21 protein-coding genes are annotated in these 22265 nt (G+C 41.7%); 2 read left to right on the top strand and 19 right to left on the bottom strand.

From position 1 onward, the window contains the following. Positions 1–109 precede the first annotated feature (109 nt). Positions 110–847 (top strand): GntR family transcriptional regulator, encoded by a 738-nt coding sequence (locus MY052_RS07320; RefSeq protein ID WP_248538462.1) that lies wholly within the window; start codon positions 110–112, stop codon positions 845–847. A 3-nt stretch (positions 848–850) separates the two neighbouring features. Here the strand turns inward: MY052_RS07320 and MY052_RS07315 are convergent, their stop codons facing one another. Continuing rightward, positions 851–2026 carry an MFS transporter gene (locus MY052_RS07315; RefSeq protein WP_248538461.1) on the bottom strand — a complete coding sequence of 392 codons (1176 nt, stop codon included), beginning with the start codon at positions 2024–2026 and terminating at the stop codon, positions 851–853. 206 nt (positions 2027–2232) lie between these two features. Continuing rightward, positions 2233–3444 carry a beta-ketoacyl-ACP synthase I gene (gene fabB, locus MY052_RS07310; protein WP_035895077.1) on the bottom strand — a complete coding sequence of 404 codons (1212 nt, stop codon included), beginning with the start codon at positions 3442–3444 and terminating at the stop codon, positions 2233–2235. Positions 3445–3604: 160 nt separating this feature from the next. Here fabB and mnmC point away from each other — a divergent pair, with 160 nt between their 5' ends. Next, entirely contained in the window at positions 3605–5602 is a 1998-nt protein-coding gene (mnmC, locus tag MY052_RS07305; protein WP_248538460.1) for a bifunctional tRNA (5-methylaminomethyl-2-thiouridine)(34)-methyltransferase MnmC2/FAD-dependent 5-carboxymethylaminomethyl-2-thiouridine(34) oxidoreductase MnmC1, read from the top strand. Between the two features lie 47 nt (positions 5603–5649). On the opposite strand, the gene MY052_RS07300 is transcribed toward mnmC, so the two are convergent. The 17 genes from MY052_RS07300 to MY052_RS07220 form a co-directional block, all read right to left on the bottom strand. Then, positions 5650–8088 carry a sulfatase-like hydrolase/transferase gene (locus MY052_RS07300; RefSeq protein WP_248538459.1) on the bottom strand — a complete coding sequence of 813 codons (2439 nt, stop codon included), beginning with the start codon at positions 8086–8088 and terminating at the stop codon, positions 5650–5652. 232 nt (positions 8089–8320) lie between these two features. Further along, positions 8321–8680, bottom strand: coding sequence for a hypothetical protein (locus MY052_RS07295; protein WP_248538458.1), 360 nt, complete (start codon positions 8678–8680; stop codon positions 8321–8323). Between the two features lie 41 nt (positions 8681–8721). After that, positions 8722–9255, bottom strand: a complete 534-nt coding sequence (locus tag MY052_RS07290) for a GTP-binding protein (RefSeq protein WP_248538457.1) — start codon at positions 9253–9255, stop codon at positions 8722–8724. Between the two features lie 440 nt (positions 9256–9695). Further along, entirely contained in the window at positions 9696–10226 is a 531-nt protein-coding gene (locus MY052_RS07285) for a lytic transglycosylase domain-containing protein (protein ID WP_248538456.1), read from the bottom strand. 17 nt (positions 10227–10243) lie between these two features. Next, complete coding sequence (locus MY052_RS07280) at positions 10244–12040, bottom strand: TadE/TadG family type IV pilus assembly protein (RefSeq protein WP_248538455.1); 1797 nt, start codon at positions 12038–12040, stop codon at positions 10244–10246. Positions 12041–12064: 24 nt separating this feature from the next. Then, complete coding sequence (tadF, locus tag MY052_RS07275) at positions 12065–12667, bottom strand: tight adherence pilus pseudopilin TadF (RefSeq protein ID WP_248538454.1); 603 nt, start codon at positions 12665–12667, stop codon at positions 12065–12067. A gap of 23 nt (positions 12668–12690) precedes the next feature. Continuing rightward, positions 12691–13170, bottom strand: coding sequence for a TadE/TadG family type IV pilus assembly protein (locus tag MY052_RS07270; protein WP_248538453.1), 480 nt, complete (start codon positions 13168–13170; stop codon positions 12691–12693). 1 nt (position 13171) lies between these two features. Next, positions 13172–13591 carry an A24 family peptidase gene (locus MY052_RS07265; RefSeq protein ID WP_248538452.1) on the bottom strand — a complete coding sequence of 140 codons (420 nt, stop codon included), beginning with the start codon at positions 13589–13591 and terminating at the stop codon, positions 13172–13174. 78 nt (positions 13592–13669) lie between these two features. Continuing rightward, complete coding sequence (locus MY052_RS07260) at positions 13670–14164, bottom strand: hypothetical protein (RefSeq protein WP_248538451.1); 495 nt, start codon at positions 14162–14164, stop codon at positions 13670–13672. 19 nt (positions 14165–14183) lie between these two features. Further along, on the bottom strand, positions 14184–14750 hold the full coding sequence (locus MY052_RS07255; protein ID WP_248538450.1) for a roadblock/LC7 domain-containing protein: 567 nt from the start codon (positions 14748–14750) through the stop codon (positions 14184–14186). Positions 14751–14828: 78 nt separating this feature from the next. Beyond that, on the bottom strand, positions 14829–15188 hold the full coding sequence (locus MY052_RS07250) for a hypothetical protein (protein ID WP_248538449.1): 360 nt from the start codon (positions 15186–15188) through the stop codon (positions 14829–14831). Positions 15189–15271: 83 nt separating this feature from the next. Further along, entirely contained in the window at positions 15272–16570 is a 1299-nt protein-coding gene (locus MY052_RS07245) for a tetratricopeptide repeat protein (RefSeq protein ID WP_248538448.1), read from the bottom strand. Next, positions 16567–17424: a type II secretion system F family protein gene (locus MY052_RS07240; protein ID WP_248538447.1), complete on the bottom strand. Its 858-nt coding sequence runs from the start codon at positions 17422–17424 to the stop codon at positions 16567–16569. The genes MY052_RS07245 and MY052_RS07240 overlap by 4 nt, the downstream gene beginning before the upstream one ends. Before the next feature lies 1 nt (position 17425). Further along, a complete protein-coding gene (locus tag MY052_RS07235) occupies positions 17426–18340 on the bottom strand; it encodes a type II secretion system F family protein (RefSeq protein ID WP_248538446.1) in 915 nt (304 codons plus the stop codon). Beyond that, positions 18337–19626: a TadA family conjugal transfer-associated ATPase gene (locus MY052_RS07230; protein WP_248538445.1), complete on the bottom strand. Its 1290-nt coding sequence runs from the start codon at positions 19624–19626 to the stop codon at positions 18337–18339. The genes MY052_RS07235 and MY052_RS07230 overlap by 4 nt, the downstream gene beginning before the upstream one ends. A gap of 76 nt (positions 19627–19702) precedes the next feature. Further along, the gene (locus MY052_RS07225) at positions 19703–20839 is read right to left on the bottom strand and encodes a CpaE/TadZ family protein (RefSeq protein WP_248538444.1); all 1137 of its coding nucleotides are present in this window, start codon (positions 20837–20839) and stop codon (positions 19703–19705) included. A gap of 13 nt (positions 20840–20852) precedes the next feature. After that, positions 20853–22244, bottom strand: a complete 1392-nt coding sequence (locus MY052_RS07220) for a type II and III secretion system protein family protein (RefSeq protein ID WP_202217505.1) — start codon at positions 22242–22244, stop codon at positions 20853–20855. Positions 22245–22265: the final 21 nt, after the last annotated feature.

Below are 22265 nucleotides of genomic sequence, written 5' to 3'. Positions count from 1 at the left end.
ACGGTGTCAAAGTTGTTCAACAATTGACTGATAGATGGACGTGTTGGTGCATTATTGCGAAAACGGATTCGTAACCTTTTGTTTAAAAAGGATTTAAGGAGGTTCAAAAGTGATCTACCAGAACGTCATTAATCTGCTTAAAAACAGATTAAATAGCTCGATCTACAATATCGGCGATCTTCTACCGTCGGAAAAAGAGTTGGCAGAGCATTATGATGTTTCGCGCAATACTTTACGCAAAGCGCTAAAAACGCTGGAAGAGGAAGGGATGATTGAACGGCGGCATGGTTCAGGCACCTATTTGCGAAACAAGCATTTTCAAGCCTCAGTGACTCATCTCGATAGCTTTACCGAAATCGCCCGCAACGAGGGTAAAACACCCACCAGCCAGATACTAAAATTTGAGCTTCAGACGGCTTCTGATGAAATCGCCAATAACCTGCGGGTAATGCACGGCGAACCGGTTTATTACGCCAAACGCCTGCGCTTAATCGACAATATTGCCATGCAGATTGAGGAAACGTGGCTCTCTGCCAGCCGCTTCCCGGACCTGACGATTGCGCATATGAAGAAGTCGAAGTTTGCGTATATTGAGAACGAATGCGGGGTGAAAATTCTTGGCTGCTATGAGTCAATTCAGCCCATTCTGCCGTCACCGGATGTCGCCAACCTGCTGCATATCAGCGCGTTAGACCCGATTATTCGAATGCAAACACAGGCTATTGATGAACAGTCAAACCCTATCGATTACTCGATTCTGTACACCAATATGTTTGAATTTCAGGTGAAGTACTTCCTGCCACGTAAAACGATTGCCGGCTCCCAGACGCGCAGAGCCGGGCAATAACGATTACTTACGGAATGACCAAATGGTGACCACAATTCCCAGTACAGCAGAAATGGCCCCGCCGAGGAAGACGGACGGATAACCGAACGAAGTTGCCAGCATCCCCGCCAGCGGCCCGGATACGCCCAGTGCGATATCCTGGAACACGGCGTAGCCGCCCAACGCCGTACCACGAACCTGCTGCGGTACTCGCTTGACCACTTCCACGCCAAGTGCCGGGAAAATCAGCGAGCAGCCTGCACCGGTCAGCGCCGCGCCGGAAAGCGCCACCCATGCGCTCGGCGCCTGCCATAGCAGCAACAAGCCCACCGTTTCGACTAACAGGGAAACCACCGCAACCTTAACGCCCCCGAAGCGGTCCGGCATCCAGCCAAACAGAATACGCACCAGCACGAAAGTGCCGCCGAATGCCGTCAACGTAAAGCCAGCCATCGACCAGCCTTTGCTCATAAAGTAGAGCGAGACAAATGTGCCAATCACCGCAAAGCCCACGCCCTGTAGCGCTAGCCCCATACCCGCCTTCCAGATAAGCCCAATCACGCTGAACAGCGACGGGCGCTCCCCCGCCATGGCGGCGACTTTACGCACCGAACCATTAAAGGCCCAGGCCAGCAGCGGCAACGCCATGGTGACCCCGGCCAGCACGGCAAAACCGTAGCGAGCGTTGATAAATAGACCCAGCGGTGCGCCCGCGGCCAGTGCACCAAAAATAGCCATGCCGTTCCAGGACATCACTTTGCCGGACTGCTTCGGCCCCACCAGCCCCATGCCCCAGGTCAGGGTGCCGGTTAACAGCTGGCTTTCGCCAAAGCCCAGAATCAAGCGCCCGACGATAAGCAGGCCAAATTTGACCATCGCATCCACCGGCAGCAGCGCCGCACCAAGCCAGGCAGCGCCGGCAAACGCGCAGGCGGCCATGCCCTGCAATGCCGAACGCTTACCACCATACTGGTCCGCCAGGCGCCCGGCATAGCCGCGCGTCAGCACGGTCGCAAAGAACTGAATGCCCACGGCGATACCCACCATGGTGTTGCCGTAGCCCAGCTCCTGATGCACAAATAGCGGAATGACCGGCAACGGAATACCGACGGTTAAATAGGTCAGAAACACCGCAAAAGCGATGCGAAACAGCGCCCCGTTCGAGGAAGATGTTGATTCAGTTTGAGTTACTGCTGTCATGCTTTACTCCAGAAAACGAGTAAGGCGAGGTGCTATAGCCACGCCCCCTCTACCTGTGAATCAGGATTAAGGTGCGTTGGTTGACGTTGAACGCTTACGCATTATCGTGATGATAATGTTGAGCCAGGAGTTTGCCTGTTATTTCAGGCGATTGTCAACGCAAAAAAAAGGAGCCTGAAGGCTCCTTTTTCTCACCAACTGTAAAATTACAGCTTACGCATGACCAGCGTGGCGTTGGTGCCGCCGAAACCGAAGCTGTTGGACATGACGGTAGTCAGTTCACGCTCGGTTGGTTCAGTCACGATGTTCAGGCCAGCAGCCTGCTCGTCCATCTCGTCGATGTTGATGCTTGGAGCGATAAAGCCGTGTTCCAGCATCAGCAGCGAGTAGATAGCTTCCTGTACGCCAGCAGCGCCCAGAGAGTGACCGGTCATTGCTTTAGTTGCGGAGATTGCCGGGCTGTTGTCGCCGAACACTTCCTGAATGGCGCCCAGTTCTTTCACGTCGCCTACCGGAGTAGAAGTACCGTGGGAGTTCAGGTAGTCGATTGGGGTATCAACGCCGTGCATCGCCATCTTCATGCAACGCACTGCACCTTCACCGGATGGAGCAACCATATCTGCGCCATCGGAGGTTGCACCGTAGCCAACGATTTCTGCATAGATATGCGCACCGCGAGCCAGAGCGTGTTCCAGTTCTTCAACCACAACCATACCGCCGCCGCCAGCGATGATGAAACCATCACGGTGTGCGTCATAGGTACGGGACGCTTTTTCTGGAGTGTCGTTGTACTTGGTGGACAACGCACCCATTGCATCGAACTCACAGGCCATTTCCCAGCCCAGCTCTTCACCGCCGCCAGCAAAAACGATGTCCTGTTTGCCCAACTGAATCTGCTCTACCGCGTTACCGATGCAGTGTGCGGAGGTCGCACATGCGGAGCTGATGGAGTAGTTCACACCGTGAATTTTGAACGGTGTTGCGAGGCACGCGGAAACCGCAGAACCCATCGCTTTGGTCACAACGTATGGACCAACCGCTTTCAGGCCACGCGGGCTACGCATTGCGTCAGCACCGAATACCTGAGCTTTAGAAGAACCACCGGAGCCGGCAATCAGGCCTACGCGCGGGTTGTTCTGATAATCTTCTGCTTTCAGGCCAGAGTCTTCAACCGCCTGCTGCATGGAGAGATAAGCGTAGATAGAGGCATCGTTCATGAAACGGACCACTTTGCGGTCGATAAGACCGGTGGTGTCCAGTTTGACGTTACCCCATACGTGGCTACGCATACCAGAATCTTTGAACTCTTGAGAGAAAGTGATCCCCGAGCGTCCTTCACGCAGAGATGCCAGGACTTCCTGCTGGTTGCTACCGATGCTGGAAACGATACCCAGGCCAGTAATCACTGCACGTTTCATTCAATACCTCTGTAAGTCATCACTATTTTAAAGTTTCGAGTCGCAAGATAGCGTACACTTGTACGCCGAACAAGTCCGATCAGCAATTTTATGCAGAAATTTGCGCCTTCGAGCCCGCATCGTTAAGATCCTCAGACTCCTTGCCGCACGAGTAACTTACGTGAAACATAACACCATACAATCTGCCAACCTCGAATTTAACAGTGAGGGTACACCTGTTTCCCGAGATTTCGACGATGTCTATTTCTCTAATGACAACGGTCTGGAAGAAACTCGCTACGTCTTTCTCGGTGGTAACCAGTTGGATGAACGCTTTCCAACCCACCCCCGCCCGCTGTTTGTCGTGGCAGAAAGTGGTTTTGGTACCGGTCTCAATTTCCTGACGCTATGGCAGGCGTTTGACGCCTTTCGCCGCCAGCATCCTGACGCTACGCTACAAAGATTACATTTCGTCAGTTTTGAAAAATTTCCGCTGAAGGCAGACGACCTACGCCTGGCGCATCAGCACTGGCCGGAGCTGGCACCCTGGGCCGAACAGCTTCAAGCGCAGTGGCCGCTGCCGCTGTCAGGCTGTCATCGTTTGCTGCTCGATGAGGGGCGCGTTACGCTGGATTTGTGGTTTGGCGATATCAATGAACTGACCGATAAGCTTGACGATACGTTTAACCAGCAGGTTGATGCCTGGTTCCTTGATGGCTTCGCTCCCGCCAAAAATCCGGATATGTGGACTCCGGCGCTTTTTGCCGCAATGGCGCGAACAGCCAGACCAGGCGGCACGCTCGCCACCTTCACCTCGGCAGGATTTGTCCGCCGTGGCTTGCAGGAAGCTGGGTTCACCATGCATAAGACCAAGGGCTTTGGCCGCAAACGCGAAATGTTGACCGGCGAAATGACCACCGCACAACCCAACGTGAAGCGCACGCCGTGGTTTGCACGTACAGCTAGCGAGACGCGTGAAGTGGCGATCGTCGGCGGCGGCATCGCCAGCGCCCTGCTTTCGCTCGCCCTGCTGCGTCGTGGCTGGGCGGTGACGCTCTATTGTGCCGATGAAGCCCCTGCTCATGGCGCATCAGGCAATCGCCAGGGCGCGCTCTATCCCCTGCTTAGTCCTCAGGATGCCGCCCTGACGCAGTTTTTCCCAGCGGCATTCCTCTATGCCCGGCGATTCTACGATGCCCTGTCCGTAGATTTCGATCATCAATGGTGTGGCGTCACCCAACTTGGTTATGATGAAAAAAGCGCGCAGAAAATCGCCAACATGCTAGCAATGGGTTTACCCGCCGAAATTGCTCACCCGGTAACCGCTAAAGAGGTTCACGATAGCGTCGGTCTCGAAACAGGATGCGGCGGTATTCAATATCCGCTTGGCGGCTGGCTGTGTCCGGCTCAACTCACCTCCGGCGCATTTGATCTCGCGGCACAGCAGGGAATGAAAGCGCACTTTGGGAAAAAACTCACCGCCCTCACCCGAGAAGAAGACCGCTGGCTGCTCGGCTTTGAAGATGGGCAAACGGTAACATCGCCTGCTGTAGTACTAGCGACCGGGCATAACATCAATCAGCTTATGCAGACCGAAGCACTACCGGTCTACGCTGTTGGCGGTCAGGTCAGCCATATCCCAACAAATAAAAATCTAGCAAACCTGCGTCAGGTACTGTGCTACGACGGCTATTTAACACCGCAAAACCCAAGCAATCAGCAGCACTGTATTGGAGCAAGCTACCATCGCGGACAACGTGATATGGCGTTTAATGAAGAAGACCAGCATCGCAATAGGCAGAGATTGGTTGACTGCTTCCCACATGAAATGTGGACGCAAGAGGTAGACATCAGCGCCAACGAAGCACGTTGTGGCGTTCGCTGTGCGACGCGCGATCATCGCCCAATGGTCGGCAATGTTCCGGACTACGCCGAGACGCTCAAACAATATGATGCAATGCCAGGTGATATCCCGAATGCCCACGCTGACGCACCGGTTTATCCTAATCTGTTTATGCTGGGGGCGCTTGGGTCACGGGGTCTGTGTTCAGCGCCGTTAGCAGCTGAAATTCTGGCGGCGCAAATGTCCAGTGAGCCACTTCCACTTGATAGAGAAACGCTGAACGCGTTAAACCCAAACCGGATGTGGATAAGAAAGCTATTGAAAGGAAAACTATGATTTAAAGTCAGGGTACGTACGGCGTACCCTGACTTACCCTCAATCAACTACTCGTCGTTAAAATCAACTTTAATCGCGATCGTTTTGTCAGAACCTGCCGATTTTTCTTCGACTATATTCAACTGAGCATCCATAACCGCAATATAGGGATTTCCCACCGCAATCTTGTTTAGATTACGTAGTGCAAGGTCGGTAGGTGGATTAACAATACCGTCCTTACATTCAGCTTCAAGATTACCAACAACAGAATAAAAAAGTGGTTTAGCTTTTGGCTTTAAAGGCGATTTTTTAATGTATTGATCAACCAATACCGGTCCCTGATTTTTGTTACATACGGGAAGTTTGCCAAGAATATCGACATAGAAAGTCACTCCGATATCGGGGTCTTTAGTATACGATAATCGGGATAAATACAGTCCAGAATCGACAATCTGTTCTCCGCCAATATTCGAGGGCCTTACAACTGAATCTCGACCTGAAGCCTGAACGCCAGAGAAAGGAAAACTTGAAGTTTCAATCGATTTAAGCAGTACCTGACCCCATTCGATCAAATTTTTATCAGCCAAGGCTTTGCGTAAAGCATTAGCTTGTGTAGTCGAAACTTCTGTATCAGTACCTTTCTTAATGTTCAGAGTTTGCGCACCATCTGGGAGCACACCAGATGCATGATGTATTGATGCCAAAGCCCCATTATAGTAACAGTACTGTTCGCCAAACTTAGCCAAATCAGGGGAAATGGTCGCTAATACGCGGCAGCGATCTACCCATAAAAACAGTTGAGTATTGCTGGCAAAATTAACAAGATAAAACTCAGGAAGGAAACGATTATCACCTCCGGATATCGGGTTTTCGCTACGATAAGAGACTTCGACAATTTTACCTTCAGCCGAGTACCGAACAACAGATGGGAAAGTTAACGACTGGCCACCGATATTGATCAGCTTAGTTCGGGAATCAATCGTTATCTCCTTTTTGAGTTCAGGATACCCCCAAAATGCCATATCAATCACTGTGCGCCATGAGACGAGTTTTTTATCCAATATACTTTGATAAGAAAACGTTTCAGCAAGCGTAGGTAAAGGGCCATTTAGATCGCGGCCAAGCGCAATCGGATTGGAGCCATACTGTAGATAATTTAATACCGTTGGGGCCACATCTAATGTAGTTCCTTGACGCCCATTCAGTGCTGGTTTAACACCAGCCCCAGTTATCATCAGTAAATTATGGCGTTCAGCTTTCTCCAGCGTCTGATAGGGTTTAACCATGACAGGTGCCAGGTGATCGGAAGCAAACACCACGATGGTATCTTCTAACACACCAACAGCCTTCAATGCCTTATAAACATTACCAATCAATAGATCGGTGCAATGCACGGCATTAAGGAGACGGTCGCTCCCATCACCATATCTCACATTTTCACATTGATGTGAGAGATATCCTTCAGGCTGGTGGGTACCAATGTTAATTGAGAAGATCCCCCAGGGCGACTGAGTATTCCGCAGGGCGTTAACATCTTTCAGTAACTGCTGATACAGCGTATCATCATACAATCCCCAGTTGTTGATATAACTATTACCAACATGCGCTTCGATAAATTCATCTTTACCTTTTATACTGGCAAAACCATGATCTTTATAAAACAGGCCTTTCCCCGCAAACTCCATTTCTGCACCACCCATAAATTCAAGGTGATAACCTTTAGATTTCAGAATATCACCTAAACATACAGCGTTAGGCATAAAGTTATTCATACGGAAATCTTTATTAGTAAATGCGGAAAGTAACGGTAGTCCGCATTGACTGGAAACCATACCCGCCATTGTCCAGGAGCCGCCAATTGTTTGACCAACATTGGTGAAAGATACGCTTTCTTTTTCTATTTTATGTAGTTCAGGAAGTAAACCTAGGAACAGGTTTTCGTCCATATAGTTTTTTTCTAAGCTCTCAAGGTAAAAATATATGATATTTGGGGGTTTCTTGTTTGTAATGGTAACTTTCGGCTTAATGAAGTATTCTGGGAAATCATCTATTGTCTGAGTAGTAAAAAGATAGGAGACTAAATTAGATGTCGCAGGAGCACTGGCAAAAGCACAAAATACCATAATCCCCCCCTGAAAAACGGACACAATTGCTGCTTGTGAATTATGGCAATGATGAAATCTTTTTAAGTATAGTAGGATTATTGTGAGAGTAAATAGTTGTGCCAACACAAAATAGAATATCAGGAAGTTAAAATCACTAAGCCCTGCACCAGTGATACCAAAGCGTAGATGATAAAAAACAGAATCATCAAATCCTATACCTGTGAACCAGTCAGCTATAAGGTAACCACTGGTCAATAAGCTAAACACAAGAGAAACCACAACAACGACAATAACAACAATAGTGCCAAGTATGCCTCGCCTGATTCCTTTAAAGAAAAAATAAAGCGCACAAAAATATAAAATTATAGATAAAAATGACCAAGAATCATTTCCCATAGCCATGATAAATCATTCCTTGTTAATACAATACATCTTAATTCCCCATGCTATCAATTTAACATGAATACAATAACATCAGATATATTTAGATAACACGATATGTTTATATCATCAATATTATAATTTATGATAATTTTAATGAGGATAGTTGAATGGATGTTTGTGAATATAAAAATAGCTAAAGAAGGGAATAAAATATCCCCTGCAAGTAATATTCAGCAGGGGATAGCTAGCGTTAGACGACTAACTGAGCCTCAACTTCCTGGACGTGGTGGCGGGCAAGTGCCAGGTTTGCTTTTGATTTATCTAAAACATAATAAATAAACAGGCCAGGGTTGCTATCGATCGGACAAATAATATGATACTGCTTCCCTAAAGTAATCAGAATATCATCAATTTTATCATTAAGCTTAAGGGTTTCCATTGTTCTCAACTTAGCACGAACTACTTCTGTATTACCTGCAGAAGCTAACTCCAGATTGATGCCAGAACCTGCCTGGCCTAACATCATTCCACTATTTGAGTCAACAACAGACGCAACAATTGCACCAGAAACTGTCATTAATGATTCCAATGATTCTGTGATATTACTCATGATAAATCCCTTATTAAATAGATTAATTTCCAAACAACAACTTACTTAATGAGCATAGCCAATAATTTCAGCACATCTCTCTTGTCCCTGATATCAACAGCAATAACAGGGACATCAATAGTAGACTCTCTCAATAGAGAGAGAAGTTCTGTAACTCTGACAGAATAATCATCACTATATTTACTTATTCCTATGATACATTTATCAGTGAGCAAAACTTCACGAAAACGTTTAATAAAAAATTGAACTTCATTGATAAACGCTCGACTGGTTATATCAAAAAGTATAATTGTTCCGCTTGCGCCCTCATGGATAAGATCCCATAAAAACTCAAAGCGCGCCTGCCCCGGGACTCCGTAGAGCCTTACACGGGTATGATCATCAAAACTAAATTCCCCGTAATCAATACCTATGGTAACCGTGCTCTTTGGTATCAACTGAGTATTCTCCGACTCAATATCGAGTGAAGAGCGAGGAACTTCAGTACTCACAACCGAGATCTCACTTACAGTACCAATAGCTGTAGTTTTACCAGCTCCAGTAGGCCCTGCAAAAAGTATTTTAAATTCTTCCATATATAAAAGCACCAGATAATAAATAAGGGCACCTTCACGCTGACAAACATCTCATGTCATGGCGGTGATTATAGCTATAAAAAATTCTATGACTAGTGAAAAAGACAAATAATATAATAAAAATATAAAACAAAAGGTGAGAAAAATACATCCAAACAATAACATTTGAAATTCAAATTATAGACAAAAAATTGATGATTACAGCAAAGCAAAAAGCCATGAGAATCATATCACCTGAGAAGATTTAATATTCAACAGAGAATACAAACACATCTTTCATAAGTAACAAGAATAATTGCATTTAGCACATGAATATTAATTACCTCGAAGCTGCTTTATTCCTCCTGAATCATCATTTTGAACATTGAATTTACGAAGGCGTCGGTTATCTGAATCCATTCTGGATGCATTTCCCCCCGAATCCTGGCGATTAGTCTTACCTACATTCCCTTTTTTGCATCATTAGAAATGATAGGTATCGGGGCTATACTGTTGCTAGCTCCATCACCTACTTTGGCACTCGCGATCCTGTCTACATAACTGGTATTACCCGTACCATCAGCTATAAACCCTCGGCTAAAATTTCCACTGTAATAGCATGAGAATGCTTTGAGTCGAGCGCTGGAAAAATCCGAGTTGCTTAGGGCACGGTTAAAACACTCATCATAAATCGAAGCCGCAGCACGCAAATTAGAACACACATCAAAAACAGAGTGGTAGTCAAGGCCATACTTTTGTAAGTTGTAGCGGTTAATCTGTGCAAGTCCCATAGAAAAATTCCAACCATGGTTAGCCAGATATTTAGCTGTCACCACGGCCTCTTCTTCCGTCTTAGGTTGTCTTTCTAGTCTCCCACCAACAACACCAATGGCATAGGGATTGAAAGATGACTCAACGGTAACGATGCGTTGAATCACTTCCGTCGCAACCTCAGGCCCGCATTGTAAAGCGATAGCAGGGAAATCAATCATCGATAGATCCGAAACTATTATTCACCAGGGTTGATATATTCGATAGTATTTTTGAACATAACATTACCTATTATTTCTAATAAACTATCTAGATTAGTGGCAATAAATGCATTTTCGGGACCAACACAATAATCAGCCCACTCATCTGCTGAGGTATTTCTCACTAAAGAGATATAATAGATATCAGAGTCAGTCGTCGGAGTTCCGTATGGATATTTTTTTAACCCCTCTTTAATAACATTACATAATCCATGTCGGGCCATAAGCTCTTGTCGGAAATTAGGTTTATTATCTAATCCATCGGTGATAACAAAAATAATTTTTCGGGTGTTCATGCCTTTTGCTAACATTGGCACCGAGCGCAGCAAACCAGAGAGACTATCGGTATTACCATATGGGTGCATATCATCAAATTCATCAAGTACACTTTCATTATCTGTCAGGTCAACAAGATAATATGATGGTTTCGTTACTTCATCAGCTTTTTTATAAAAAATTTCAGAATGAGAATATGCCCCATTAGAGGTGCCATATGCATAGTAACACGCCTGACTAAATGGAACGGATACATATTCACCGCCAAACACATCAATTTTCATTGGGTAATTTTGAAAAGCTACAAAGGTTCTGACATTATCCTCATCAAAGAGGTAGTCACCAGAGAGCGTACCATCAATATCCATTGTTGTTGGGTTAATGATCCCATAATAATCCGCTTCAGAGCGGCTCACATCAAGGTAATTATTTAGATTCTCTCGTAATTCCTGGGCATTATCAGGGTTATGTATTGACGATTTACTATCGGCATCGCAAATTAATTTATCATTAGAAGACTTAGAACAATAACCTTTATTAACAAGCCAATTTGTAGCAGCTGGACTTTTGTTACTATCGGAAAGTCCATTAGCCAGAGCGACAATATTAATATAATATTTTTCTAAAAAATCATCTGTCAATACAGTAAATGTGTCTGCATTTTGACTTGTCGACGAATACTTTCTGGCAAAAGTTTTTGAGTTTGGTTTATTATACCAAAAATCCCAATTTATATTATTATATTTATCTTTCATTTTCCCTGCATAGGTGCAACCAAATTCCTTACTATTACTAGTTACATAGTTGCTTTTATTAAGAACAGTGGTAACACCAGTAGAGTACGGCACAAGTCCTATTGTACTACCATCCTTTAAATTAAAAACTTTCTGGCCAAGCGTTCTTACGACTTTCTTAAGTAATTCTTCACGTGATAAGCCCCATTCTGCTGAATCATCTGTCATCGATGATGAAAAATCTACTACAAATGCATAATCAGTTGGAATGCTTTGAGAAACAGTAGAACGACGTACGGAACCCGAAAGACCATTTCCACGTAATGTGACATCCTTCTGGAACCCGATGCTATCGCCTTGTGATGAATTAAAAATAGGGTGTGCTATTTGGCTGGTATTGACAGAATAATCAACAGCCTGGAGAACATTTTTATTATCATAAATTGATTTTGCGTTGACCTCAATACTCGCATTGTTTATATCCACATCGTTAGTAGGGAAATAATAAGATAAATAGCCTCCTACTAAATTAATATTATCTTTCTTATCTGCCGTGGTGGCATTTCTGTTATCCATCACAGCGACGGCATAAACGCTTTGATTTAACGCATCCGTCAACCTTGAACGTTCTGAGTTAAAACGAGCGCCATCAACGGCAACAGAGAAAAAACCGATCAACATCGGCATCATAAGCGCTGCGGAAACTGTGATAGCACCTTGGTGCTGGCGAAAAAAATTTATAGGATATGAGCCTATCTTTTTCATTATACTGTCCCAAACTATATAATATTAAAGACGAGGAATAGTGGCGTTTCTTATGTAGATGCTGCTTAGATTCCTGTTGAACGTTCCCATTGCCTGATAAAACCAACTGACAGTGCCAGGAACACATAGAGTCACTTCATATACTGGATACCAGGAAGCAGGAGTATTCGCCGTGGAGGCAGGAGGGATCCCCCAGGCAGAAAGGGCACTCAACTCAGCGGTTGATGTAAATTCACTATTTAGATCACAGCGCGAAACTGGTTGAGTAACGACATGAGTCTCTATTGGAATAGGTTTTTTCTGTGTTGAGTTGGACGAAAATGATACCATCTTGAGGCCTAATTGATACGGAGCGACAGTGCCGTCATCATTGGCTAAGAGAATATCAGCAATACTTTCTAATTGATTAAGATCATCTTTCGTAAGGTCCGTTCTTCCATTAAAAAAGTTCGCCCTTTCACGAAGTACAGCTATTAAAGAATTATTTACACGTTCTACTTGACTCTTTTTTATCAGTAAAAAACTCATATCTACCATAAAACCACACATCAGAACAAAAACAAAAATATAGAATGCAAACTCAATGGCAGCGGCTCCATTATTCGATTTTACAAATTTAATAATCACAACCAATCATCCTTTGATTTTATTTACCTTGCTAAATTATGTTCCTGAACAAGAACAATCCGACGTGTCATTTGCTTTTGAACAAGCGATGATGGGAAAACAAAAAAAATAGGGCTATAAGGTATATTTACTTCATAAATGGCAAGCGGCGACGTATTTGAACCGACAGTTGAACAGTGTCTGCTTGTCAGGTCATTCATCGTCGCACAATATTCTATATTAGTATTTACTTTTACATTTTTACCAACTAATAATAACGCCCATCCATTCGACATATTATTAACCATCTTTTCGAAGTAATCATTATTATCAACAATACTTCTTCTGGTTGCCGTCGCGCTACTTGCCTCAGATAATATAAGATCAATCGATGACATTATGTAGACAACACGACAGAGTTCCAGTATAAAAAGGATAGAAATGATAAACGGGATAACTACAAAGGCAAACTCTATCGCCACCGCACCTTCACTTCTGGATAATAATTTTTTAACGCTGAACATATCAAATAAATCTCCACATTGTCATTATATATCCAATTGAAATTGCGATACCAAATGGCACAGTATTTACTTTAATCTTAAAAATAAACCTTGATATTAAAAGAACTAGTATTGATATTGGCGCACCGAAGCAACACATAGCAAAGAAAAATATCCCCATCAGTTCACTGGGAACACTAATACATAGCGCAAAAAGTAATTTTATATCCCCAGCTCCAATAACACCGATTAATGTCAAGAAAAAACCAATAATGAGAACAAGAGTTGGGATAATAACATTAAAATCATGAGTAAAACCAACCAAAGAAACAGCACATATCAATACCAGCAATACACTGCCATTCCTTATTTCTCTATACAATATATCCGTAACACAACAATAGAACAAAGTTAAAAATATAGAACAAATTACTATAGCCATAATGTGATAAACAATCAGGAATATAAAAAAAGATGTTCTGTATTTTAAATCAGGAACAGAACATCTTCATGGGTTATATTATCGCTTACCTTTCTTAATTTTGCTCTTTTTCATTTTTTGATATACAGGAATAACTACTGTTTTATATTCAACTGGAGGCTTGATAATTTCCTGAGTATTTTGTAATTCTATATTCCCTTTTTTTGAAACTAAACTAATTGATAAACTTGCCACTGCTTTAATTACCATTGAAAAATAAAACTCTATAGTTTCACAAATTTTTTGGTCACGATCATAGAGAATTGGTTCTACTGCAATAACACCACATGAAATGTCAGAAGAAGTCAACTGAACTGCTTTTTCAAAGCAATATTCGATCTCATCTTCATTTTTATTTTCACATTGCTGCAAAACTTTATTTTTCACATCGTTTAATAATTGGTAAATGAAAGAAAGCCTTTTTTCCGTTATTTTTTCACGAGTATCAATTACTGGGTTTGCTGAAACATATCCACTAACATGATCTGCAGAGCACAGTTTAATGGCACAATCAAAAATAAAAGAATCGTTCATTATATAATCCCGCTAATATTTAGAAGTATTTGTTGCAAATTTCAATAACACTGTCTGAAAGCTTACGTACCCGCCAGAAAATCTGCCCTATCGATTCATCTTTACTAGTGACGGCCATCAAGCAAAGCATTTTCTGGGCTGCTGGAACGCGATTAAAAAGAATCATACTGTCATCACTTTCCATGAAAACAGCATTTTGCTCCCCTTCACCAACCTCCTGTAGCATGGCGGAACTAATTCCCAATAAAGAGCTAGTTAATGCCGAAACCTTTCGTACATGAAGTTCATAACCCGGCATTAATAATGATGCTACTTCAAATCCATCAGCAGTTGAAATTAGTATGTTTTTTAGTATTGCATTTTCTTTAGAGAAAGATTCCAATTCCACTTGCAATGCACTTATTAACTCTTCAGGAATATGACCGACATCGTTATCAACGGGGTATTCATCAATAATTTCGGCAATTAGTTCATTCTGTTCTACAGGTAAGTTATCGACTGAGGTACTGTCGACTAAGTCATTATCGGCTGGAGCACCATCAACTAGAGTGCTATTTATTTCAAAAGGTAATTTATGTAAATCCATAATAATTCACCAAAATGAGCATGTTAACATTGATTTATTTGACCACGATGAATATATTCCACCATGATGTAAATAAGACTATTTTAAATATATTTTCAACTTTTCGTTTAACTTAAGTCTAGTTAGCGCAATATTTGCATCTCGCAGAATACTTATATAAATAAAGTATCTCGCGGTTCTTATAAGAGGTTTCAATAGATGGATTTCATCACAGTACGTAATTAAAACATCTTCAATTTCATTCCGCTTTGATGATAGACGCGAATATTTCATATTCGCTCTTACAACGTCACTCATTGCCTGAACTAAAGAATCACACTTGCCATCCATGTTAATACTACGTTCAATTCTTTTATTTATATTATTGATTACTGCCACTCTTAATATACCATCAATCTGAGACAGCTCATTCAACAAATTATCAACTTCATATTCCATATATACTCCACTAACTTCTTTATCTTGGCTAACATAAGAAAAGAAGATAAATTATTGCACGACAACTATCAAAGCATATCTGGCTATTTGTAAGACAAGTCAATTATGATTTTCTCTTTATACTTACCGTTGGCTGAAGCACGTGTAACATTAGTCAGCACATTGCATTCTTTCGCCACAACACGCATTATTGTACTGCCACTTCTATTATTAACAAATTCGATTCTATGTATTCCAGGATGATTTTTGAGAATACTCATTTGCGATTGATAAATGGACTTCACTGGTTGTGAGTTGAAAAGTTCAAGTTCGAGGACGTTACCTTTGACTTTTGGCATAACAATAAAATTGATTGGATATGCAGAATATAACGCCAATCGATCGCCACTGGTAGTATGAGCCGATGTCAACTTCGCAATCTCTTTCGCTCCATGAATATTTCCCACAAAAGAAGCTATAGGACCTTCCAATAACTCCTTCTCTGAGCACGTTCCGGAAATTGACATATCGCCACTTGATTCAAACGAGGGTATAACATCTTTGCTCTTATTTGGTAAATTTTCTGACGATGGGTTACTCACGATTTGTGGTGGCTGTGCTATGGAAGCAGGAATATCAACTTCTTGCGCATTCATTTCCGATGCTGCCGGGTTCCCTAAATGTAACTGTTCTCTGGGTGAAAGATTAGCTAACGAATGGATTAATGCATCAGGATTAGACGGTGATAGTTTTTCATCAAGGATGACTTTTCTTGCACTTGTATAATCATTTGTTTTCACCAAAGTATAAACAAGATTATAAACAGTTTGTGGCTGATATTTTTTTCTGGAATATAGTGATAATAAATAATCTCTTGCCTTCTGGTAATCTTGTTGCAATATCGCCATCATTGCTATGTTATTAATAACAATTTCTTCGTTATAAAATAATCCTCGAGCCTTTTCAAAGGAGGTTGTAGCCTCAGAATAATGTCCTTGCTGCGCAAATAGCACACCTTGCAAATTCCAAAGTTCGCCATTCGAACCATCTTTTAATAACAACTCTTTCAGGATTGGCTCAGCGTTATCTTCTTGACCTAACTCAATGTAGTTTTTTGCTTGCAATAGCAAATACTTTTTATCTTTATTCTTCTCTACCAGAGGTGCTAAATATATATTAGACGAACTATAATCGCCAATTTTGTTATAAAGCTGGGATAAGTGATAACGTTCATCATCATTGTCTTTCACACTCAGTTTATTTCGATATATCTCAATCAATCCTTGGTAATCATTTAGTTGAGTGAGTATATACTCTTTCTGATCTGCGTCAGTTGCGTTTGATAATCCACCTGAACAACCAGTAAGTACAGCAAGCATAACTATGGATAGAATCTTTTTCACAATGTTGAGCTCATCTTAATCAGGCCCGGACCCGCGACGATCGCGATCAGGGGAAAGAGAATAAAGGCGATCATCGGGAATGTCATTTTAGCAGATAAAGCAGCAACTTTTTCTTCCATCGAGAGCAATTGCATCTGCCTTATTTCCTTCGACAAATCAATTAGCACCGCATAAATTGATGAACCAAATTTTGTGCTCTGCAATAACGCCGAGCATAACATTCTTACTTCTTCATTATTAATTTCAGAAGAAAGTTGCTCTAGTGCAGTATTAATACCACTCACATCAGCTCTAAGCACAGTACGGATCAATAGTGATGATAGATCCTTATTGATCATTTCCATTTTATGCGCAATATATCCGAGCGATGCTTCAACTGTCATACCAGATTGTATGCAGACAGCTAAAAGATCGATTGCATATGGAATATCATTTGATATTCGCCGAAAATGGCGTTGTGTTACTGCTGCCTGTACTCGCGCAGGAACGATAATAATGACAGACAAAATCCCCAACATGACGATCAGTAGCATTTGATCATCTAACTCAATCCATCCAAAATATCTTAAACCAAGAATTGGCCCAGCCATAATAGCGAAAAGGAGAGCTTTAACTTTGACGTTTTGGTCTAACGCTGAGGACATCGAAACTACTTTGCTATTTTTTTTGAAAGTCTTATCCAGCTGTGTTTCTATTAAATTAGTACCATAGGTTAAAATGTTTTTCTTATCAGCATTAGTATTTGAGAAATTAATTAATTTTTCAACCTTCTTAATTCTTCGGTTTCTATAGACAAGCAGAAGTATGCTTCTGACCCCAATCAAAAAAAGCACAAATGATATTATATATACCATATCACCCAACCTTATTCATCATTGACCAAACAATTAATAGACCAGTAATAATACTACCTAGAGCATAATAAAGAATATATTTACCGGAATCAGTTCCGATCAATATTTCAAAGTTATCAGGAGCTACAAATTTTAAGAACAGGAAGAAAAAAACAGGTATAATTACCAGGACTTTTACTGACATACGCGCTTCAGCTGTCATCGCAATCTTTTTTCGATCTAACGTCTTGCTTGCAGATATTAACATTGTTAAACGAGACATCACTTCACTGACCTGTCCGCCCCCTTTCATATTAATAAGCACGGTTATTACAAAAGAAAAATACTCACTGTAGGGATAGCGAGCATAGGATTCCATGAAAACACGTTCAGGTTCATCGCCGATATCAAGGCGCATAAGTATACGTTTAAATTCTTTACCAAAATCACTATCAATAACCCTAGAACACTCTTCAAATCCTTGCATCACTGGGCGCCCTACTCGTACTGAGCTATTAATAATATTTAGCGCTTCAGAGAAATCTCTTTCAAACTCACGCCTCTTTTTCTTAATTTGCCGTACATATAGTATATATAGCCCTACAATAATAACGCCGGTGATAATAATAGTATTGTCGAAATTTAAGAACTCCATATTGATGTAGAGAAATGCGGCACATGCTATTATAATTATGCCGACATGTTTACCCAAAAGCTCTCTATTTTCACCAATCAAATTATTATTAATTTTATTTACAACGTTAAATATAGAAGAAGTTATGTTTCGTAACGCAACTCTTTTATTTGCTCTTTCCTGGCTAGCAATGACATTTGTAGATAATATTTTATCTTTAATATCTCTCGCTTTTTTAATTGAAAAATAAATCTGTATACTTCCGAGAAAAAGAATAAAGACAAACACAGCAATCATTATCATGATACTTTATTCCCAAAAAGTTGGCGTAAAGGCTCTAGATAGCCATGCACAAGGGCCTGCCGATAAACCGCAGAACGCTGCAAAAGCCCATTACAAGTAAATGTACCAGTGATCATTCCGTTGCTATCTCTTTCAGGATTTGCGGTAAAAGCAAAAATATCCTGCAATATAATATTTTCCCCTTCCATACCCATAACCTCAGATATATTGGTTACTTTTCTTGAACCATCGGGTAAGCGAGATGCCTGTACAATGATGTTAACTGCGGTAGAGATATTTCGTCGGATAGCCACTAACGGCAATGCCGCACTGGCCATCATGACCATACTTTCCAGACGGGCAAGCGCATCACGTGGGTTATTTGCGTGGAGTGTAGACATGGAACCATCATGGCCAGTATTCATTGCCTGTAGCATCTCGAAAGCCTCTGCTCCACGACACTCACCTATAATGATGCGATCAGGTCGCATACGTAGTGACTTAATAACCAGGTTACGCATGGTTATCTGCCCCTGGTTCTCTGAACCGGCAAGTCGAGTTTCCAGTCGTAGCACATGCGTCTGCTGCAAGCGTAATTCGGCCGCATCTTCTAAGGTCAAAACACGCTCAGTTTCATCAACATACTGTGACATAGCATTTAGCAGCGTTGTTTTACCCGAACCAGTACCACCAGAGACAATGATATTTATTCGACATCGGCTGGCTATAACTAAAAAATTAGCCATCATCTCGTTGATACTGCCGAATTTAATCAATTCGCCTAAAGTAATATTACCTTTCCCGAATTTACGAATTGACATTGATGTGCCATCAATGGATATCGGGGAAATAACAACGTTCAAACGGCTACCATCCGGCATACGCGCATCGACGAGCGGTTGTGCATCATCGATACGGCGACCGACCTTACCCACAAGACGACGGGCAATATCGGTTAATTGTTCATTATTTATGAACTGTTTATCGGACAGAACTAAACGCCCCTTACGTTCAACAAAAATACGATCGGGGCCATTAACCAAGATATCGCTGATGGAGTCATCCTCCATCAGCTCTCGCAATGGGCCATACCCCGTAATTTCATCAACAACCAGTTCACATAGTTCCTGTCGTTCTGGCGCTGATAAGTAGTTTTCGGTACGATTACCATTAATTACGGTTCGAATTACAGAGTTCACCTCATTAACAAGCTCTCCCCTATCGTCCTTGATACTCTCTATTTGCTCTAAATCGATATTTTTGAGCACTTCCTGTCTAAAATACACAAAGGAACTCGATTTATTCATAGCTCGTCCATGATTAATTCATTACATTACTGAAAATTTATAAACTATGATGAAGATATTTATTTCCCACTAAGAATCATTTTTTCCTGAATAACATTGGTAAACTTAAACCCTTTTTCCCTTTTCCACTTTTATCTTCTTTCAATTTTTTGCCTAACATCTTAGCGGCAAAAAAATAGAGTTCAGACTTCACCTTGTCTTTCTTTAAGTCCTTCGTGTAAGGATTTACAATATCAATACGTTTACCGAGGTAATTTTCAATATCTTCGTTTGTCAATTCGTCTGGTTTAGTCGCATGATTTTCATTTAATACAATGATGTTTTTTGATGTGTCTTTTGCGCCATCCTGATTCGTCGATGTTCGTTCTAGCTCATCAATAACTAATCGAGCATTACGTACTGATGATAATTCTCGAGTTACAACAATAAATATAAAATCAGAACCAGGAGCTATATAGGCTAATTTATCCATGACTTGGGTAGTTACATTGTGGTCAAAAATAACAATATTGTAGTTCTGGAAATCTGGCGCATCGAATTGCCATTGCTCTTCATCAGTGGCGATCTTCATCCCTTGATGTGTATTTATCTGTGTAATTACGCCGTCACGATGCAATGTGATATCAGATAATAAATCCAGATCCGGTGTGCCAGTATGGCCCTGAACCAACAACGTTGGCAGACTGCTCAATTCACCAAAAGCCTGAAATAGCCGCCACGTTACTAGCGATGTCCCACTTCCACCTTTGCATCCTAGTACGCTCATCTTTTGGGTATAGCTAGTTACTTCATTGCTATCTCCCGTTTTTTTTAGCGCTTCACCTAGCATCATCATCTGGGAATCAAGGTGTAAATATATTGCACCTATCCGTTTCATTCCATCGCAAAAACTGATTGAATCAACGTCACCGACAAATATTTTTTTTGTTCTGACTGGGAATAAATATTTTATCTTTTGTTCAATTTCAGATATTTCTCGGTAGTCCTCGATATCAACAATAACATACTCACTTGATGCAATATCATCGTCATTCACGATATCATTAAAAAAGCAATTCACGAGTTTTATATCAAGATTGCCATTCATTCGTGCCTGAGTCGATAGACCAGATGCTATATGAGAGCGGGCAGAGACTATCGTTATGGTACCAACAGATGAGTCACTTATTTTTCCCTCAGTTCCTTTTTTGTTTATTTTTGTTAGATCTAGCATACTCTTCCCTTAATTATCGGATGAATCCACCACGAGATATAAAGCCAATACCTTCATTTTTATCTAATTCATCATTATGTTCATCAGCAACACCAATGTTGAAGAACAGCTTATCTACCGTTGTTTTGTGAAACTCCGGTACTGGTAATTTATAATTTTCTGATGCTGGAATAGGCTTAACTAATTTTACCGTAGCAAAAACAACGAGTTCACTCTTCTCTCTTTCCGTTTGTGAACTGCGCGCAAATGCGCCAAGAATAGGAATATCACCTGCATAAGGAACCTTTGACAAAGACTCACGGTCAGACTCACTTAACAGACCACCAATAACAAAACTGTCACCATCTGCTAGTTCAATAGTTGACTGCGTTTTCCTGGTATTAATTGTTGGAATAGCGTAAGAGTTGTAAGTATAGCTGCCTGTCACATTGCTGAGTTCATTTGATATATATAAGCGAATCTTATCTGTGCGATTTACCTTTGCACCAATATTCAGTCGAATGCCGTATTCTTTATACTGTACGCTCGTGCTGCTGTCACCACCACTATCTACCACAATCGGTATTTCACCGCCGACCAGAAATGTTGCATATTCACCAGAAAGAACGGTTAAATTTGGTTGGGCAAGAACTCTGGCAATACTGTCATTTTTTACGGCATTGATAACCGTACTAATATTACCGGCGTCAAATCCCCCTTTAAAACCAATCAAGCTAAACACCCCAGCACTATTTGCCGCACTACCGCCGTTGATAATGCTATCCAAAGTTAAGCTGCTCCACTCAATGCCTAAGGCATCAGTGAATTGTTTGGTAACTTCAACCACAGTCAGCTTCACATTGACCTGCTGTGGAGAGGATAGGATTGTCATGCGATCAATAACGTTATCCCATCGAGTTTTTGATAGTAGTTCCACGTTATCATCACCGTGAGAAACCTGATTTTCTTTCTTATCCGTGCCGACCAGGCTCCCCACCGTATTATATATTTGGTCCCGAACTTCTTCTGTTGCAACATCACCTTTGAGAATATAAGTAAGTTTATCACCACTCATATAGCGTTCAATCTGGATATTTGTACCGGGAAACTGTTTATTAACTTTATCAGTCAATGCATTCCCAAAACTATCGACAGCGATACTCATTTTGTTGAGCACCTTGCCTTTTTTACCATATACCGTTAAATCAGCGACACCCACTTTCTTTGCAAAAAGTACAATTTTTTTATTGTCAATAACTTTGTAGTCGGCAATGTCTGGGTTAGAAATGAATACCGTATCAATGGCCTGTGAAACAGAAATATTACGAGCTTGTCCCTCCTTAAGCACGACATCCTCTGCTGATGCCATTGATACCATACAAGGCAATGTCAACAATAGTATAAACTTCCTGGCTATCTTTAACATACATCAGTCCTTTTATTAAAG

This window comes from Kluyvera ascorbata (genome assembly GCF_023195735.1).
GTDB classification, from domain to species: Bacteria; Pseudomonadota; Gammaproteobacteria; order Enterobacterales; family Enterobacteriaceae; genus Kluyvera; species Kluyvera ascorbata.
The sequence above is the reverse complement of the archived record's forward strand: the minus strand, read 5'-3'. Positions and strand labels throughout refer to the sequence as shown.